28 protein-coding genes are annotated in these 16,554 nt (G+C 42.0%); 25 read left to right on the forward strand and 3 right to left on the reverse strand.

Going from position 1 to position 16,554, the window contains the following annotated elements; all coding sequences use genetic code 11:
• Window positions 1–195 precede the first annotated feature (195 nt).
• The 4 genes from NFR99_RS06905 to NFR99_RS06920 all read left to right on the forward strand — a co-directional run bounded on the left by NFR99_RS06905 (window position 196) and on the right by NFR99_RS06920 (window position 1,652).
• The gene (locus NFR99_RS06905; RefSeq protein ID WP_251353278.1) at window positions 196–504 is read left to right on the forward strand and encodes a hypothetical protein; all 309 of its coding nucleotides are present in this window, start codon (window positions 196–198) and stop codon (window positions 502–504) included.
• The gene (locus NFR99_RS06910) at window positions 501–704 is read left to right on the forward strand and encodes a holin (RefSeq protein WP_251353279.1); all 204 of its coding nucleotides are present in this window, start codon (window positions 501–503) and stop codon (window positions 702–704) included. Before NFR99_RS06905 ends, NFR99_RS06910 begins: the two co-directional genes overlap by 4 nt.
• A 145-nt stretch (window positions 705–849) precedes the next feature.
• Entirely contained in the window at window positions 850–1,305 is a 456-nt protein-coding gene (locus tag NFR99_RS06915; RefSeq protein WP_251353280.1) for a Panacea domain-containing protein, read from the forward strand.
• A complete protein-coding gene (locus tag NFR99_RS06920; protein ID WP_251353281.1) occupies window positions 1,302–1,652 on the forward strand; it encodes a hypothetical protein in 351 nt (116 codons plus the stop codon). The genes NFR99_RS06915 and NFR99_RS06920 overlap by 4 nt, the downstream gene beginning before the upstream one ends.
• Before the next feature lie 106 nt (window positions 1,653–1,758).
• Here the strand turns inward: NFR99_RS06920 and NFR99_RS06925 are convergent, their stop codons facing one another.
• Entirely contained in the window at window positions 1,759–1,950 is a 192-nt protein-coding gene (locus NFR99_RS06925; RefSeq protein ID WP_251353282.1) for a helix-turn-helix domain-containing protein, read from the reverse strand.
• Window positions 1,951–2,590: 640 nt separating this feature from the next.
• On the opposite strand from NFR99_RS06925, the gene NFR99_RS06930 reads away from it, so the two are divergent.
• Window positions 2,591–3,991, forward strand: a complete 1,401-nt coding sequence (locus NFR99_RS06930) for a phage tail tip lysozyme (RefSeq protein WP_251353283.1) — start codon at window positions 2,591–2,593, stop codon at window positions 3,989–3,991.
• A gap of 39 nt (window positions 3,992–4,030) precedes the next feature.
• Here the strand turns inward: NFR99_RS06930 and NFR99_RS06935 are convergent, their stop codons facing one another.
• Window positions 4,031–4,291: a hypothetical protein gene (locus NFR99_RS06935; protein ID WP_251353284.1), complete on the reverse strand. Its 261-nt coding sequence runs from the start codon at window positions 4,289–4,291 to the stop codon at window positions 4,031–4,033.
• A 269-nt stretch (window positions 4,292–4,560) separates the two neighbouring features.
• On the reverse strand, window positions 4,561–4,734 hold the full coding sequence (locus NFR99_RS06940) for a hypothetical protein (protein ID WP_168354862.1): 174 nt from the start codon (window positions 4,732–4,734) through the stop codon (window positions 4,561–4,563).
• A 141-nt stretch (window positions 4,735–4,875) separates the two neighbouring features.
• Here NFR99_RS06940 and NFR99_RS06945 point away from each other — a divergent pair, with 141 nt between their 5' ends.
• The 20 genes from NFR99_RS06945 (at window position 4,876) to NFR99_RS15385 (ending at window position 16,506) form a co-directional block, all read left to right on the forward strand.
• Window positions 4,876–5,064, forward strand: a complete 189-nt coding sequence (locus NFR99_RS06945) for a hypothetical protein (RefSeq protein WP_120484132.1) — start codon at window positions 4,876–4,878, stop codon at window positions 5,062–5,064.
• A 91-nt stretch (window positions 5,065–5,155) separates the two neighbouring features.
• Window positions 5,156–5,299, forward strand: coding sequence for a hypothetical protein (locus tag NFR99_RS06950; RefSeq protein WP_158604876.1), 144 nt, complete (start codon window positions 5,156–5,158; stop codon window positions 5,297–5,299).
• A gap of 231 nt (window positions 5,300–5,530) precedes the next feature.
• The gene (locus tag NFR99_RS06955; RefSeq protein ID WP_256374358.1) at window positions 5,531–5,722 is read left to right on the forward strand and encodes a type II toxin-antitoxin system death-on-curing family toxin; all 192 of its coding nucleotides are present in this window, start codon (window positions 5,531–5,533) and stop codon (window positions 5,720–5,722) included.
• A gap of 326 nt (window positions 5,723–6,048) precedes the next feature.
• A complete protein-coding gene (locus tag NFR99_RS06960) occupies window positions 6,049–6,327 on the forward strand; it encodes a BrnT family toxin (protein WP_120484134.1) in 279 nt (92 codons plus the stop codon).
• The gene (locus NFR99_RS06965; RefSeq protein WP_120418853.1) at window positions 6,305–6,484 is read left to right on the forward strand and encodes a hypothetical protein; all 180 of its coding nucleotides are present in this window, start codon (window positions 6,305–6,307) and stop codon (window positions 6,482–6,484) included. The genes NFR99_RS06960 and NFR99_RS06965 overlap by 23 nt, the downstream gene beginning before the upstream one ends.
• A gap of 412 nt (window positions 6,485–6,896) precedes the next feature.
• On the forward strand, window positions 6,897–7,160 hold the full coding sequence (locus NFR99_RS06970; protein WP_251353285.1) for a DUF6036 family nucleotidyltransferase: 264 nt from the start codon (window positions 6,897–6,899) through the stop codon (window positions 7,158–7,160).
• Window positions 7,161–7,202: 42 nt separating this feature from the next.
• Window positions 7,203–7,430, forward strand: a complete 228-nt coding sequence (locus tag NFR99_RS06975) for a hypothetical protein (RefSeq protein ID WP_251353286.1) — start codon at window positions 7,203–7,205, stop codon at window positions 7,428–7,430.
• A 200-nt stretch (window positions 7,431–7,630) separates the two neighbouring features.
• Entirely contained in the window at window positions 7,631–8,335 is a 705-nt protein-coding gene (locus NFR99_RS06980; protein WP_120484135.1) for a LytR/AlgR family response regulator transcription factor, read from the forward strand.
• Between the two features lie 167 nt (window positions 8,336–8,502).
• Window positions 8,503–9,858, forward strand: coding sequence for a sensor histidine kinase (locus NFR99_RS06985; RefSeq protein WP_120484136.1), 1,356 nt, complete (start codon window positions 8,503–8,505; stop codon window positions 9,856–9,858).
• 105 nt (window positions 9,859–9,963) lie between these two features.
• Entirely contained in the window at window positions 9,964–10,596 is a 633-nt protein-coding gene (locus NFR99_RS06990; protein WP_120484137.1) for a hypothetical protein, read from the forward strand.
• A 140-nt stretch (window positions 10,597–10,736) separates the two neighbouring features.
• On the forward strand, window positions 10,737–11,240 hold the full coding sequence (locus NFR99_RS06995; protein ID WP_120484138.1) for a hypothetical protein: 504 nt from the start codon (window positions 10,737–10,739) through the stop codon (window positions 11,238–11,240).
• 207 nt (window positions 11,241–11,447) lie between these two features.
• On the forward strand, window positions 11,448–11,858 hold the full coding sequence (locus NFR99_RS07000) for a DUF6608 family protein (RefSeq protein WP_120484139.1): 411 nt from the start codon (window positions 11,448–11,450) through the stop codon (window positions 11,856–11,858).
• 100 nt (window positions 11,859–11,958) lie between these two features.
• The gene (locus NFR99_RS07005) at window positions 11,959–12,801 is read left to right on the forward strand and encodes a CPBP family intramembrane glutamic endopeptidase (RefSeq protein ID WP_135976512.1); all 843 of its coding nucleotides are present in this window, start codon (window positions 11,959–11,961) and stop codon (window positions 12,799–12,801) included.
• Window positions 12,802–12,854: 53 nt separating this feature from the next.
• Complete coding sequence (locus NFR99_RS07010) at window positions 12,855–13,304, forward strand: hypothetical protein (protein ID WP_120484141.1); 450 nt, start codon at window positions 12,855–12,857, stop codon at window positions 13,302–13,304.
• Between the two features lie 91 nt (window positions 13,305–13,395).
• Complete coding sequence (locus tag NFR99_RS07015; protein WP_120484142.1) at window positions 13,396–14,151, forward strand: N-acetyltransferase; 756 nt, start codon at window positions 13,396–13,398, stop codon at window positions 14,149–14,151.
• A 3-nt stretch (window positions 14,152–14,154) separates the two neighbouring features.
• Window positions 14,155–14,673, forward strand: coding sequence for a GNAT family N-acetyltransferase (locus NFR99_RS07020; protein ID WP_120484143.1), 519 nt, complete (start codon window positions 14,155–14,157; stop codon window positions 14,671–14,673).
• Window positions 14,674–14,724: 51 nt separating this feature from the next.
• On the forward strand, window positions 14,725–14,904 hold the full coding sequence (locus NFR99_RS07025) for a GrpB family protein (RefSeq protein WP_243126668.1): 180 nt from the start codon (window positions 14,725–14,727) through the stop codon (window positions 14,902–14,904).
• Between the two features lie 40 nt (window positions 14,905–14,944).
• Window positions 14,945–15,721, forward strand: coding sequence for a DUF5301 domain-containing protein (locus tag NFR99_RS07030; RefSeq protein WP_120484144.1), 777 nt, complete (start codon window positions 14,945–14,947; stop codon window positions 15,719–15,721).
• Window positions 15,722–15,740: 19 nt separating this feature from the next.
• Window positions 15,741–16,295, forward strand: coding sequence for a hypothetical protein (locus NFR99_RS07035; RefSeq protein WP_199735693.1), 555 nt, complete (start codon window positions 15,741–15,743; stop codon window positions 16,293–16,295).
• Between the two features lie 70 nt (window positions 16,296–16,365).
• Window positions 16,366–16,506 carry a response regulator transcription factor gene (locus tag NFR99_RS15385; protein ID WP_330571644.1) on the forward strand — a complete coding sequence of 47 codons (141 nt, stop codon included), beginning with the start codon at window positions 16,366–16,368 and terminating at the stop codon, window positions 16,504–16,506.
• Window positions 16,507–16,554: the final 48 nt, after the last annotated feature.

Here is a 16,554-nt window from a genome sequence, read left to right on the forward strand (position 1 = left end):
GTGTTTAGTTGATTGACAGGGAGGGTGTGACGTGCGAATCAGGGATAAACCGTAAGGACAGAGAAGTGTTTTATCTGTACTGAAAACGGAACGAAATCAATAAAAACGTTATCAAAACTAATAAAAACGTATCACGTCACTCATTTTCTGGGTGCTGTTTTTTATTCCGGCACAGCGCCGGGGAAAGGAGAAAAAGTGGGAGCAGTTTTATTACAGACATATACCGTTGCTCTGCCTGTTATACTGGGCTACATCGTATGGATTCTGAAACGACAGAAGCGCGACAGGGATGCAAACAGCACGGGCACGATGCTCCTGTTGCGCGTGCAGCTCATCGACTACCACGACAAGTACATGAAGCTGGGGAGCATCCCTTCCTACGCGTATGAGAACTTCGTGGAAATGTATGAGGCATACCATGAACTGGGCGGCAATGGGATGGTAACAAAGATGTATAAGGAAATCCAGGATTTACACCTGGCGCAGAAAGGGGAACAATTATGAAGAATAAAAACTTTGAAAAATGGGTACAGGCAGCAGGCATAAGGGCAGTTAAGACCGTGGCTCAGGCAGCGGTAGCGGGAATCGGAACGGCAGCAGTGATGGGGCAGGTTGACTGGGTATATGTGGTATCTGCTTCTATACTGGCAGGTGTAGTGTCGATGCTTACATCAGTGGCAGGGTTGCCAGAGTTAGAGAAGTAGGGGCGGGAACGCCTATATTTGATTGGCTTTGCCTAGCTGTTTCATATTGTACAAACATAAGTTCTACAATAATGTTGACAGAAAGAATAAAATCTGGTATTATGAAAATAATTAGAACTAAAGAGAATGGATAGGAGGCGATTTCATGGTATCTGCGTTGAGTGTAGGAAACACGATTTTGAAAAGAGCGATGTCGGATGGCATTGATATCACACCTATGAAGCTCCAAAAACTTATATATATTGTATACAAGGAGTATTACAAACGCACCGGACGCTCTCTGTTCCCTGAGCGATTTGAAGTATGGCGGTATGGTCCGGTTCTACGTGACGTGTACGACACTTATAAAAATTATGGGGCAAATGTTATTAGAAATCTTGCAAAAGAAGCGGATGGAAATATATATGTTGTGAACGAAGATTCGTCAGCAATATTTAAGGATGTCATGGATTATACCTGGAGAAAGTATGGAGGGTATGATGGCATAAGGCTTTCTGAAATGACCCATAAGCAGGATACAGCATGGTACAAAGCGGCAAAAGCTGGGCAGGCCTTTTTAACTGACGAAGATATAAAGAATGAGGAGGCTTTCGTTCAATGAATGAAAACGACCAGGATTATCTGTTTGGTCAGGCAGAGACAGAGGAAGACCAGCCGTTAGATTCTTCATCTAGACAGTCGCAGGAGGTGCAGGATAAATTAGAAGAACGAAAGCTGGAAGTTGCTGAGAAGGATAAGGACAGAAAAGAGAAGAGATATTTTACAGCTTTTAATTTAATTCAGGTCTGCTTGGGAATACTAGTATTGATTTATCTTGTAGAGACTTATCTGAATTTTAAAGCTGGTGTAGGAGCGGATGGAGTGGCTAATAATGTTATAGAGATTATAAAGACGCTTTTATTTACGCTCAGTGGATACTTATTTGCAAAAAAGGAAAATGGGGATTAAAGTTTAAGATTTTGACATCTATGCAGAGATAGATGTCTTTTTCGTATTGCGGAAATACAGTATGTAAAAGGCGTTTTCCAAGAGTAAAAAGCAAGAGATAGGATGGCTATTCAGCCACCCTATCTCTGCAAAGTTCATCAAGTGTAACATTGAGCGCATCGGCTAGTTTAATAGCAGTATCGACTTTGCATCGGTTGAACCGTTCAATGTCCTCAATCGTGCGGACTGGAACGGCGGACAGTTCGGAGAGTGCCCGGATGGATAAACTTTGTTGATTGCGTATTTGTTTTAAATTCATGTCATCCTCCTTATGTGAATAGCAATACCAAACCAACAACGATAATAATTAGCCAGATAATTGAAATTATAAGGGCAATCAGGCTTTTTGCAGTTTTTTTCATGTTGCATGGATAATGGAGATGTGCTATATTCTATTTGGGGAGGCTTCCCTCCCCATCTCTTATTGGAGACTCTCAATAATCATTTTGATTACGGCTAAGAGAGTTCCAATTTCGAGTGCGAGCTGGATGAGTGCGGTAATCACTTTTTTCAGCTCGTTTATTTTGTTCTCCATTTCCTGTCACCTCCTTTCTATGTTTAAATTATACCACGTTATAACGTGGAAGTCAAGTGGAAAACGAGAGAAGTTGTAAGATTTTAAGAGAATCATGATATGAAGAGAAGCGGTATTCTTTTAAAGATTTTGAGAAAATGAAATAAAAAGCAAGGGAAGTTTCGCTTTCCCCTGCAAAAGATAATGGCTATTGCTCAAGAAAAACGCTAATGAATTTGCGAACAGAAATAGTGACATGTGATGAAGTTGAAATTATTTGCAGGTCATACAAAAGTGTTGGATAACTATAACAAAAAAATAATTACACCGTCTAGAAATAGGCGGTGTTTTTGCGTTGCAAAATGTAGCAGAAAGGAAAAAGCATATGGCAATAAATATTAAGGCAGAAAAGCAGGCATACAGAAAATTCACTGCCGTAGGTATGACACCGTATGGAGCGTGTGGCTTAATCGCAAATCTGGAAGCAGAATCAGACGGTTTCTATGCAAACCGTGTGGAATATCTGTGCCTGCGGCGGCTGAAGGAAAATGGAAAGACATATAGTGATGAATCGTATACTGAAGCTATTGATACTGGAAAACTGAGCTGTGAGCAGTTTCTGCATCCGCTTCCGGGAAAACAATACGGCTATGGTCTGGCTCAGTGGACAAGCCCCGCGCGGAAAGCGGGACTTTGGAACCTTGCGAAAAGAAAAGGCGTGTCTGTTGCGGATGAGGATATGCAGACAGAATACCTGCTGTCGGAGCTGGCAGACAATTACCCTGACGTTTTGAAGGTATTGAAAACCACCAGGAGCATCCGGGAAGCATCAGATATTGTCCTGACAAAGTTTGAATGTCCTGCTGATACTGGCGAGTCAATGCGGGCATCCAGAGCGTCTAGGGGACAGAAATTTTACGACACTTATGTTAAGACAGGAAAAGTCATGGAGGAGGAAGAAACTATGGGTGCGTGGGAAAAGATAGAAAAATTGATGAGTGACCAAATCGGTTACCTTGAGAAAGCCAGTAATGCAAACCTGGACAGTAAGGCAGGAAACGCTGGATATAACAACTACACCAAGTACGCCCGTGATGTCAACGGCTGGGGGCTGATGGGATGCCAGGGACAGCCTTGGTGTGCAGTATATCAGTTCTGGATTAATGTCAAGATATTCGGTCTGGCAAAGGCTCTGGAGATTATGGGGAGCGGGTTCTATAACTGCAATAGCGTGAAGAACCATTCCAAAGCAAAGGGGACATGGCACACAACGCCAAAGAAAGGCGCCCTAGTGATTTTCCGTAACGGCGCACATATTGGCAGGGTCATGAAAGTAACAGATACCATGATTTACACGAACGAAGGGAATACTTCATCAGGTGCAATAAACAGCGTAGAAGCCAATGGGGGATGTGTGGCAGAGAAATCCTATACCCGGAATTACTCCAGCATAGACGGCTATGTTTGGATTCAGTACGGTACGGATGTAGAAAAGCCGCCGAAGCTGAAAGCCGGGATGAAAGTGAAACTGACACAGGATATCGCCATCCGGGACGGGGTTTCCACCAAGTCCCAGCAGGCGGGGTATGTGAAGTATACACAGCTCTCCGCATCCGCAAAGAAAAAGTGCCGCCGCCTGTCCGGGAATAAAGCCAAACTGAAAAAGGGCAATGTGGTGAAGGTTAAGAAAGCCACTACCGCCTGGAATGGGAGTATCTGGATTCAGATTAAATCAGGCTGGCTGCCTGTTGTGGTGAAAGGGAAGTACCGGGTTCAGGCAGCATAGATGAAAAATGGCGGTAGGTGTTATCCTGCCGCCTGTTCTTCAATATCCAAAATGTAATGGTGTAGAGGATACTGCGCTTAAGTTCAACTTTGTTTCATCGTAGTAATCTTTCGGCCATTTCTTTTTTACAGTTTCTTCAACGAATTTGTTTCCCTCTCTCAATGCCTGCTGTTCTGTCCTGTAAACATATCCGCTTTTGATCCTCTGATGAAATTGTTCGCCATAAATCAGCAACCACTCGAACCCTTTTTCGTTACTTCCGATATATCCATATCCATAAGAATTTCTGCTTTCTAACATATCCTTCTCACTTTCTCCCTGCATTGCCCGTCAGGGACGGGATTTATTTTTCTTTGGTTATAGTTACATTTTTAATTCCCAACCATGATGGGATGATTTTCTTGCCGATATATTCAATCCGTCCTTCTTCCTTGAATAAATCATTAATATTTTTATGAAAAGTCCTCTGCTTAGGAGGCTTTCTCTTGTTATAATACAATATTTCGCAATCAGTATAATACATCTTTCCTTCTTTCTCCCGGAGCAACCCCGCCGGGTGGGTGGTGCGGTTAATCTGACCACACGCAATCAACAATATCTTCTGTTTCCACATCGTTTATAAAAACTGTTTCGTTTCTGTCGTTTGCAAGTCTTTGAGCGATTGACCTTGCTCCTCTTATATTTCCCTGATGTTCGTACAATTCATCATCTGCACTTTCAGCAGTCATGTAATATCTTTTCATTTCTCATATCCTCCGTTCCTTTGATAAGTCTATATTAGCATAGTTTAAATATGCTGTCAACACATATTTATAAAAAAGTTTAAAAATGCTTGAAATTTTTTCTTTTGAATGGTAATATGGAATCAGGCAGGAGGTGATGGAGTGGCATTTGCGGATAAAAAAGCGGCGTTTGCTTATGTGAATGAATATCAGAAAGAGAAATATGATAGAATTACTGTTATGGCAGGAAAGGGGAAGAAAGCAGAGTATCAAGCGGCGGCAAAGGCGGCTGGAATGTCCTTGTCTGCATTTATAGAAATGTGTGTTGATGAAAAAATATCAAAAGAATAGTTTAAAAATGCTTGACGGGATAGTTTAAATATGCTACAATAGTATTATCAGATAAGGGCAAGCGAATCTGGTGAAGAATGGAGGAAAGGATATGGTAGAGGTTATGACAGACAAACAATTTGACAAAATTATAAAGATGATTTCAATGATTCTGGATGGCTGTAAAGATTTGGATGAAGCGAAGAAAAAAGTAAACGAACTTTCGGACACTCCTAAAAAAGAAAAAACTGAATAAGGAATAGAAGAGGGCGGGCTTGCCACCGCTCTTTTTTGATGGGTTATTTAAGGAAATATGCTGCTGTAATAATACCGGGAGCAGCGGGATTCAGGTCAATGGCTAAAATGAAAAGACTGCTTTATAACTTCGGATAAGCCATAAAGCAGTCGGATAAATGTGAACGGTTAGCAACACGTTAGCAACAAAAATCCCTGAAAACCCGCATAAAACCGTGAGTAAACTTAAGGACTGGTTAAAAATCATGCAATGATAGATGGTAATAAAAGGCTGGGGTGCCATGCCATGTTAGTCTTTTTGGCATTAAACGGTTATGAGATGGAATACACGCAGGAAGAATTATCAGATTTAATATTAGATGTAGCAGCGGACAGGAAACAATATGAAGATATTTTGCATTGGTTGTTGGTGCATCAGATGTAAGTTAGATGATTTGGAACTTTTTCCATAAAAGCTTTTATTGAAAAGCTGAATCATTATGTATGGAAATGGGCAAAACAAATCCGCTTAAATAAGGCATATCCGCGAAAGACATGTTTTATACAAGATACAGAGGATTATTTTTTAACATTCAATTATACTAGTGTTTTAGAAAGAGTCCTTGTAAGTGGTGTGGAAATGCCATTTACAAGGGTTTTTGGTATTTCCTGTATTAAGACTTAGAAAGAGATTAGGGATAACGTAATTGATAGATTGGCTATTTAATGGTATACTGTTAACATAGAATAATCTAAGAGGAACGGTCAGAAATGAAATTTGAGTGGGACGAAGAAAAAAACATTATTAATAAGGAAAAACATAAAATTTCTTTTGAAACGGCAGCATATGTTTTTGATGATCCTTATTACATTGAAATGTTTGATTTTGAGCATAGTGTTGATGAGGATAGATATATTGCAATAGGGAAAGTCGGCGATGTACTGTTTGTAGTATTTACAGAACGAAAGGAAACGATTCGATTAATTTCAGCTAGACTTGCAACGAGTGCAGAAAAGGAGCTTTATTATGACCAGAACATTAATTATTGAAAGTGGACAAAAACCTACGGAAGAACAATTAAAAGAGGTTGAAGAGGCGAAAAAAAGCCCAATTAACTTTGATGAAGATTGTGGGGAATTGTCGCCAGCGATGATGAAGGCGTTTAAGAGTGCGGTTGTGCAAAGAAATCGTAAGAAAAAAGCTTAGAAATTTTTGGGGGAAGAATTTTATCCCCCAATATCCCCCAAATTTGAAAAATATGCAACAAGAAATTTTAAAAAGCAAAATGAATTTACCCCAAAATAAAATTTGGGGGATGCAGTTGAAAAGACGTAGATATAGGGCAGTTAAAAATTACTGGAAAGCCAGTAAAATAGAGGGCACTGAAAAAGTCCTTTTATGCGATAATCTAATACAATATATTGTGGTATGAATTGCAAAAACAGCAAATATATTGTGGTGAACTTTGCGGCGAATTTTTAGGAATGAGAACCCTTGTTATTGTGAAAGGAAAAACCAGGATTGAAAAATGTACGGCAGAAACAATATATAAATTAGCGAGGACGCTCCATGTGACAATGGAAGAACTTTTGACAGAATGTTTTAGGTGAGATAAGGAATGTCTGTGGAGAAAGATTTTACCAAAGAAAATCTGGACTATTATTTGAAGGAACTGGCAAAAGAGTTTCGGAAGAGAAATGGAAAAAATACGCCTGCTGAGATTGTGTTAGTTGGAGGTGCGGCAATTCTTGCCAATTATGGGTTCTGTGAAATGACCTACGATATCGATGCAGTCATAACATCATCATCGGCCATGAAATTAATGTCCGGGAGACACTGCAAGAAGGATTTGTCTGATATTATTGGTATCTTGAGTGAATAAGAAAGAATGGGAGAGCCTTTAAGTTACCAGCAGATTGATTGTGTGGTAAGAAATTTGTATAGTGGGTGGGATAATATTTCTGAATATGCAATACAGGTTTTGAAAGTAGCTTTAGATTCAGAAAACCTAAAAGAATTATTTATGGAACAGGAACGTGAAGAGGAATTATCAAAACAGGCAGTGCTTCAAGTTCAAAAATACGAAGGGGAATCTCTTTGGTTGGCCGATGTTTCGGCAAATTTTTATACAGCATTTCGCGGCAACAGATAAACATTTCACAGCAATTAAATTGTTTTGCTGTTTTTAGCAGGCTATAATAAAATGTCTGTTTATGACAGCGGCAAAATATAAATTTTTGCCGCTGACGATATAATAAGCGTTAGCGAGAAGAATGAGCTTGTTCATTCAGCGAGCGGCGAATGGCAATCATGAATCGCAGATTCATGATATAATGACGAGGAGGTGGCGCATTGATTCATATTGCAATTTGTGATGATGAAAAACGTATGTCCGATCATATAAGGGCAATGGCCTCCGATTTTTTCCGTAAAAAGAACAGGGAGATTTATTTTCGGACATTTTCAAGTGGTGAAGAGCTGCTAAGCTACGACGGGCAGATTGACATCCTGTTTCTGGATATCCAGATGAAGGGTATGGACGGCATGGAAACGGCAAGGAAGCTGAGGGCTTCTAAGTTCCGGGGATTCCTGCTTTTTATCACAGTACTGAAAGAGATGGTATTCCAGTCTTTCGAGGTGCAGGCCTACGATTATCTGGTCAAGCCGGTGGAAGAAAAACAATTTGAGAAGACCATGGAGCGCCTCTTTGCTTCTATGCAAAACGCCAGCGAGGACAGCCTGCTGGTTCAAAAGGGATATGAAGGGCGCATCATCCCAAAGGATGAGATTGCTTTTTGCGAGGTCATAGACCGAAAAATATATCTGAGCCTGGCTTCCGGCGAGGTTGTTGATTATTATGAGCGGATCGAAAATCTGGAAACGAAGCTGGGCAGCCATTTTTTTCGATGCCACAGGAGCTATCTCATCAACCTGAAGCATTTAAAAGGATATAAAAACGGGACTGCCTATCTGGATAACGGCAAAGAGGTTCCCGTATCACGGCTGCGGAGTAGGGAGTTTTCCGGTGTAGTTTTGCAGTATATGAAGAACATATAAGAACTTTGCGGTTATCTGGCAGGTCTGCGCATTTACTGCGCAGACCGTAAGAAGGTGATTCAGGAGTGCAAAAATCCCATTGCCGGAGGCAATTTAAAATGGATTTTTGCCTGTAACTGTGTAGCTACGGAACAGTTACAGTGCTTTTACATATGGGGGCAGGTAACATGGCTGAGTATTTAGATTTTTTCAATATATACATTATGGGCGTGATTGAAACGTCTTTCCAGATTTATTTTTTGGCAAAAATTTTGAAAAAGAAAATGTGGCCTCCTTTTTATTTCCTGTTTGCAGTAGGTGCAGTGATTGCGGGCGAGTTTATTCCGGGCGGCACGATTGTTAGTTTTGTGGTGTTTGTCTTATTGATTTCGATATGCATGGGTTTTGCCTGCCATGCGAATTTTAAGGCTTCCTTTCTGTATGCGACTTTGACAACGGAAATCATGTTGCTCTGTAGCGGAATCGTGAACTCACTGATGAGCCTTCCATACCCGTGGCTGCCTGCTTTTTTCCATGAGACAGGCAATATTGCGGCCATGCTGATCTGCGAGGCGGCATCCTTTTTGCTGAGCGGGTTTTGCTATTATATCGTATACCGCTATTTTTCCATGGATGCCCTGTGTCCTGCGGATGCTCCTGATATCACAATGGGAATGCAGCGGATGTTTCTAATTTTTGTTCCGATTCTGATGATATTTATTATGAGTAACTATATCAATGCGATTGAATATGACTTCCAGTTTGAGATTCTGGTGGACAAAGGGCCTGCGGGACACTTTTTCAGTCATGGGCAGATGCTGGCCATGTATTTTCTGGGACTTGCCAGCCTGTTCTGCATCCTGTTTTTCTATAAGAAGCTGCAGCAGAGTTTTCGTCTAGGCACGGAATTATCACTGCTGGAGCAGCAGGAACATTCCCTGAACCAGTATGTGGAGGAAGCGAAAACCCGTTACGATGAAACAAAGTCCTTTCGCCATGACATCAGGAACCACATCGCAGTGGTAAAAAAGCTCCTGCAGAATGGAAAACTGGAGGAAGCCGTAACTTATATCGAGGATCTGGACGATATGGCGGAAAAAATGTCATTTCCCTGCAGTACTAGCAACCCGGTCGTGGATATTCTGGTGGGGAACAAACTGGGGATTGCAAAAAGCATGGGGAGCGATGTGGACTGTTCCCTGCTTCTGCCATATCCGTGTGGCATTAGAGATATTGATATCTGTATTGTCCTGTCAAATGCGCTGGATAATGCAATCCATGCAGTAAAAAGTCTGGATGCCGGTATGGAAAAGTATATCCGTGTGTCCGGGCGGATCCAAGGGGATTTCCTTATGATAGAAACCCAAAACAGCTTCCATGGAAAAGGAGCGTTCAAAAAAGGGACAGGTCTGTCGAATGTAAAAAAAGTGGCTGAAAAATATGGCGGCGCCATGAGTATAGAGACACAGGAGAATGTATTTGTCCTCCATGTGCTGCTGATCATTCCACAGCATCCAGAAAGCAGCACACAGCAAATGGATTAAAATGTTACCTTCTATAACCGAAAAAAGAAAAAGGAAGCTGTCTGCGGCGGCAAGCAGCTGCAAAGAAGTTTCCTGACAATATCAATTTGAAGGAGGAACATGCTTATGACAATGCAGATTCATGGAAGCTATGATCATTCCGGTGCCGATTACGCAGAGAGGGTAAAGGAAAAACAGGCTCCTGAGAGGGATGAAAAGGCAAAGGAAGCAGAGAAAGCTGCTGAGGGAAAAAATGCTGGTAAGTTATCCGAACCACGGGATGAATATATCAGCAGTGAAAAATCGGGGCGAAAGCCTATGGGACTGTACCGGGTAGGCCAGGACGAGAACGGCAACCGGAAAATCTTTTTTGACGATCCGAAAGCTGGCCATGCAAATGGAAAGGATGACCGTTCCGAGGAAAGCGAAGATGGCAAAGCACCGAAGGTATACCCATCCGGGCATCCCGCAATGCAGGCCCCTGACGGGGCGGGCGGACTGCCGTCCGATAAGGTAGGCGGAGACAGCCAGGGAAAGCCGGTGGAGAAATGTGTCACAAATACGGATAAGGTTGACAGGGAAATCAAGAAGCTGAAAGAGAAAAAGCAGCAGCTGGAACAGCAGATCCAGTCGGCTTCCGGCGATAATAAGGAAAACAAAATCCGGGAGTTGGAGAAAAAGCTGGCGCAGGTAGAAAACGAGTTAAGACAGAAAGACAATGATACATACAGGCGGCAGAATGCTTCTGTATCAGAATAAAAGGGATTCAGATTTTTAGTGTGGTATCATTACCGGGAGATAGTGGCAAATGCGCACTGTTTTCCGGTATTTTTGGAATGGCGGCATCATTTGAGTTTCTTAAAAGGATTATATCAGAAAAAATGCCAGGAGGGACAATTATGCATACGAAAACAATGGAAGGTCTTGCAGGGGCAAGTATGAATATGAAGCTGTTGAATACGCCCTTCAGCGTCTATAAAGATGCAGAACGGAGAGGTGATACAGCCGTTATGGAGCGGGCAATGGGATATGCCGGCGAATTTGCAGATAAAGCGGAGGACTATCAAAAGAAGGCAGAAAAAGGAATGAAGGAAGACGCAAAGGAGGCAAGGGAAAAAGCGAAGACGGAGCAGGAAAACGCCATCAGGAAGCGCAAGGAGGAGCGCGAGGAGCAGGAAAAGAGGATAGCGGAAAGCCGGAATGGGGATACGGATACCGTAAGCGTCAGCGAAAGTGGAAAGGCTGCATTGGACGGGAAGACCGATTCGGTTCAGACTGGTGCAGACAACGGCATCTCTGTAGAAGAAACAGCGGATGCTGTTAAGATGGAACCTGTAATCTATACGAAAACCGGGGAAGCATTGAAATCGGAATCTGGCACGAATCTTTCTGTTTCGGTATAGATGTTGCCATCGGGTGGTTTTGAATTATAAAAGATAATCCCTGGCAGCAAAGCTGCCGGGGTGCCTGATTACCAGTAAAATGGGGACATATTTGCGGCGAGGAACAGTGACATTAAGAAAACACAGTCACCAATGATATTAATATTAGATGGAGATAAGTGGTTGGAATAGCTTCGGTCGTTTGGACTGTTTAGCCTGGAGAAGAAAATGAATAAGAAAAAGTGGATTCGTATCGTATCGATTTACTCGATTATATATACAGTAATAACATTGTTGAACAGCGTTTTGTACCTTCGTAATGGTATTTATGAAGACCCAAGCGGTAACTGGCATGAATTAGACAGGGCTATGATCCTCCTGATTGGGATAGCTGCATTTGAGCTATGTACAAATCTGCCTGTTAAGCCTTTGGCTCTCAGATATTTGATTGCATATATTCCCTCTCAGCTGTTGGCGTTCGCCTATGTCTGGTTCTGCGGACTGCGGGAACCTTTGGCGAAAACAGCGTATAGGGATATTTGGATTAATTTTACGAGCCTTTTTGTGTTGTTATGCATCATCAATACTGTCTTTTATGTTTTTAAGAAAAAGAGAGGGCAGAAAGGGGAAAAGAAATGACCGAAGCTGTTGAAAAATTCATCCTGATTTTTGCAGGGTTGCTTCTTATACTGCGCGGCCTGTTTTGATTTCAATTAGATGTGGATTGAGGTGGCTGTATATGGAAAGAAACATAAAATGCAAACCAACTAATTTATGCATAATAATCTTCATGCTTTGCTTGTCTGTAAGGTTTGTGGAATACTTTCTAATTGAAACAGACAAAACAGCTATTGGAGAAAATGTGTTCCACAAAGTTGTTGGGATTATTATATTAGCCGTGATATTAAAAGGCTCAAATTTTACATGGAGTGATATTGGATTTCAACGAAACAGTTTTGCAGGCAGTATTTTGAAAGGCTTGTTATTGGGAAGCGTCTGCTTTGCTATTTCATATGGGTTGGAATTAGCAATTTTTATTCTGCAGGGCAATCCTGCACATTTAGAAATATACATCAGCAGCTTTTCTTTGACTGGCTCGCAGATAAAAAATACGGATTTTGTTTTCTTTCTGTTATGCGTACTGTTTAACATTATCAATGTCTGGATGGAGGAAGGCGTTTTTCGCGGTCTGTTTATTAAAACGTTCTCTGAAGCAAAGCCATTTATGCAGGCGAATTTTATTGCAGCATTTTTATTTGGTATCTGGCACATTGTAATGCCGATCAGAAGCTATGTGAATGGCGAAATGCCATTTGCGGCAATGGTCCTTATGGGTATCGGTTATATAATCCTTGCCGGAATTATGGGAATCAAATGGGGGCTTCTTTACCGCATAACAGGAAATATATGGGTAGGGCTTGGCGACCATTTATTCAATAATACCGTTGCTGCAAATATGCTGCATGTCGTTTCATTAAAGGGTGCAGACGAATTACAAATTGTCAGGATCATGGCTGCACAGATAATTTCTTTTGCCTTTGTGTTGGTAATTCATACTTATCGAACTACTAATGTTCGATAAGGTATTATTGCAGGAACAGGAAAGGAAAAAGATAAAAATTTGGAGGGAGTGCTTTGAAAAAGCGAGAGTTTATTTATATAGCAGTTTTGACTTTGATCATTGCGTTTATGGATATGACAGGTATTCCAAGCGCGTTTTTCGTCCATATTCAAGTTGCGGACATAGAGCCTGTTTATTTTACGCTTATGGTAAATTTCTTGTTCATAGGAGCGGCAGCCTATTTGTTTTTAAGAACATTATGTCCTGCATGGGATTTGGGATTTAGGAAAAAGGGTTTGAACAGTGGACTTAAAAAATACGGAATCATTGGAGCGCTGGTTGCGGCAGTGGGTTTTCTTGCTTTTTATGTGGGATTATCGCCTTTTGATCGTCAGCCAGTCTGCGCTTTGCCTTATTGCTTCTCGAGTATAAACGGATATGCTGATTTGACATTATATATTGTTGTACCCGTATATATAATTTTGGGAATATACAGTTTTATAGAGCTAAAAAAAGAAGCGTGAAATTCCCGTTGCAGGATAAAGGAGGGGGGGTTAGGCTAAACGTTGCATTTTATACCGAAATGCAAATCGAAGGATAAGGAGGCAATAGAATATGGAACTTGTAAAACTGACACACGAAAATATTGATCAGGAGCACATCTGCTGTGCGATCTCCAATAACAAGGATATTCAGGTCATGTCCAAAAAGAACTGGCTGAAAGACAGGCTGGACGAAGGGCTTGTATTCTTGAAAGGCAATGTCCGGGGAAAATGCTTCATTGAGTATATCCCCGCGGAATACGCATGGGCGCCCATCGAGGCGCAAGGGTATATGTACATTGACTGCCTGTGGGTATCCGGGCAGTTCAAGGGGCATGGATACTCGAACCTCCTGCTGGATGCATGTATCGAAGACAGTAAAGCGAAAGGAAAAAAGGGGCTTGTAATCCTGTCCTCCAGAAAAAAGATGGGATTCCTTTCCGACCCGAAATATATAGGCTATAAGGGCTTTCAGACAGCGGATACGGCAGAGCCCTATTTTGAGCTGATGTACCTGCCCTTTGGAGAGGGCGCACCTTTTCCCTGCTTCCGGGACAGCGTGGGCAGGCATGAAGATATGCCGGAGGGATTTGTGCTGTATTACACAAATCAATGCCCTTTTACGGCAAAGTATGTACCGATACTGGAGGAGATGGCAAAGGCCAGGAACGCAGTGTTTCGGTCCGTACATATCCAGAACAGAGAGGATGCGCAGAATGCCCCTTCGCCCTTTACGACATTTTCCCTTTTCTATGACGGGCAGCTTGTAACCCATGAAATCCTGTCGGAGAAGAAATTTGATAAAATTTTAGCGAATAAGGGGGTATGAAAAATGATTCAATTAGTCAGACCAACAGAAGCAATGAAGGAAAAGGCCATCGAATTCAGACAGGAATTTTTTGATCATGGGGAATCCGTCATTAACGGAAGTGAATTATTTGATAAAACGGATGATTATACAGAATGGTGCAGAACCATAGATGCAAACACGAAAGAAGAAACGGTGAATCCGAATTGGGTTATAACAGACACATTCTTTGGTGTTGATGATCAGGACAGAATCGTGGGAATCATTGATTTAAGGCATGAACTGAACGACTTTCTGAAGGACCTCGGCCATTGTGGTTACAGCGTCCGTCCATCAGAAAGAAGAAAAGGCTTTGCTACGGAAATGCTGCGGCAGTTATTGGAGGTTGCCAAAAAGACCGGGATGAACGAACTGTATCTTTCTGTGGAAAGGAAGAATGAACCTTCGGTTAAAACAATCACCCGGAATGGCGGAGTCTATGAGCGCAGCTTTGAAATTGATGGAGAACAGGCGGATATTTACAGAATCGCCCTATCAGAATAGCCGTACTGGTACAACGGATATGGCAGAGCTGTAAGCTGCTTGGGGAGAAGAATGATAGGATTAAAAAGAGGAAGCGTAGAGCTTTCATCCCATCAGGAGGAATGGGATAAAAATGCTGAAAATGTAATTTTGGAATTGAAGCAGCTTTTCGGAAATGCCGCTGTTGATATCCGGCATGTGGGAAGTACTGCGATTCATTCCAATGTATGGAGACAGCTTCAGGATACATAGAGAAACAAAGAGATGTCAATAAATTTAAGGAGCACTGCTTATGAAAAAGAAATTATTTTTAATTATAATCGGTATCGTATTGGTTGGAACTGTATGTATTTGGCTTTTGACAAAAAATAAGCCTGCAGGGCAAATGCTTGCGGATCGCTTAAACGAAGCAGTATCCCATTATACGGATATGAACATAAAAGATGATAAGGCATATTCCCTGAAAGTTTCGGACGTACAAATGCTGGTGACGACATATGTGCCTGAATATACGGTTTTTGGAGTTTCTGCCGATGCGTATACTGTCCGGCCCTGCCAAATGGATGAGACATTAACAGTAGAAGAACAGGATCTGCCAATCTGTAATTTTGGCTATGCATTGCTTTACGATGAAAAAACAGACAAGTTTTATAATGTGAAATTTGAGGAAAAAGGGAGGCCAGCCATCCCGGATTTTATAAAGGCGAATGAATTAGACACATATAAACTTGAATTGCCAGACGCAGGGGCAGTGGAAAATATCTCTCTCAAAAGAAACTCTGACAGTCCAATTGTAATAAGCAGCAAAGATGATGTGGAAAACATTCTGAGCATTTTAGAAGAGACAGAACCCACTGCAGAGAGCGGCGGGATAGGTACTCCGGTTCGTGTGGAAAACATTATCAATGCAGATTTTATCAGTAAAGAAAATGTGATATGCAGACTATTTCTATATGAAGATGGGGGAAAATATTTTATTGAGCAGACGGACAACGGAGTATATACGATCTCAAAAGAGGATTATGATTTGATAGATAAATATATTCCCTATATAAATTACGAACCGTAAACAATGAAGGAGGGAAAAAATGCGTCATATTTATATTCGTGGGATTATTGGTCTGATTTGGCTGGTTGCAGCCATTGTAATGCCGTATTTTTTAAGAGAAATGGCCGGGATGTTCGTTGTCCTGGCAGGCTTTGCAGTTTTATCCCTGAATACGCCCATCTGTATCCTGCTGTCCTGCGACCGTGACCTGGAGCAGGCAGTCCGTTTCCTGCCTGGACAGAAGCGACGCTTTTGCATCCCATACTGCCTATTTATCTTTTCCTGTAATATGGCGGCGGACGTGATATTCCTCTGTAGCTGGCAGATACAAAACGGCGGTATCACTGTCCTGATGATTGCCGGGGCTGTTTTCTTTGCCCTGCAGAGTGCGGTGCTGTTGGAATGGTTTCACCCCATCCGTGGCTGGAAGATTGAAAGCGACCTGTGGCATCATCCCTGGGAGTATGTGGTTCCGGTGGTGATGCTGCTGCTTGCGGGAGCCGCCTGCGCCTGGTCAGTACTGTTGTATGTTCTATTGGTTTTGCTGGCTGTGGAGATTGCAATTTTGCTTTTTATACCCAAAGGGCACTCGTGAATGCAGGCCCGTATGGGCGGACTCCGTCCGTCAAGGTATAGTGGGAGGCATCCGGAGTGATGGATAAAAAATGAATGAAAAAAAGATATTATATGTAGAAGATGATTTAAGCCTGATTGAAGGCCTGAAATACACGCTTGAGAAAAATGGTTTTCTGGTAGATAATGCCCGTACCGTAATGGAAGCATATCAATTCTTCCGGGCAGGCTAGTATGACCTTCTGCTGCTGGATATCACGCTGCCGGACGGGACAGGCTTT

The organism is Hominisplanchenecus murintestinalis (genome assembly GCF_943193015.1).
GTDB lineage: Bacteria > Bacillota > Clostridia > Lachnospirales > Lachnospiraceae > Hominisplanchenecus_A > Hominisplanchenecus_A murintestinalis.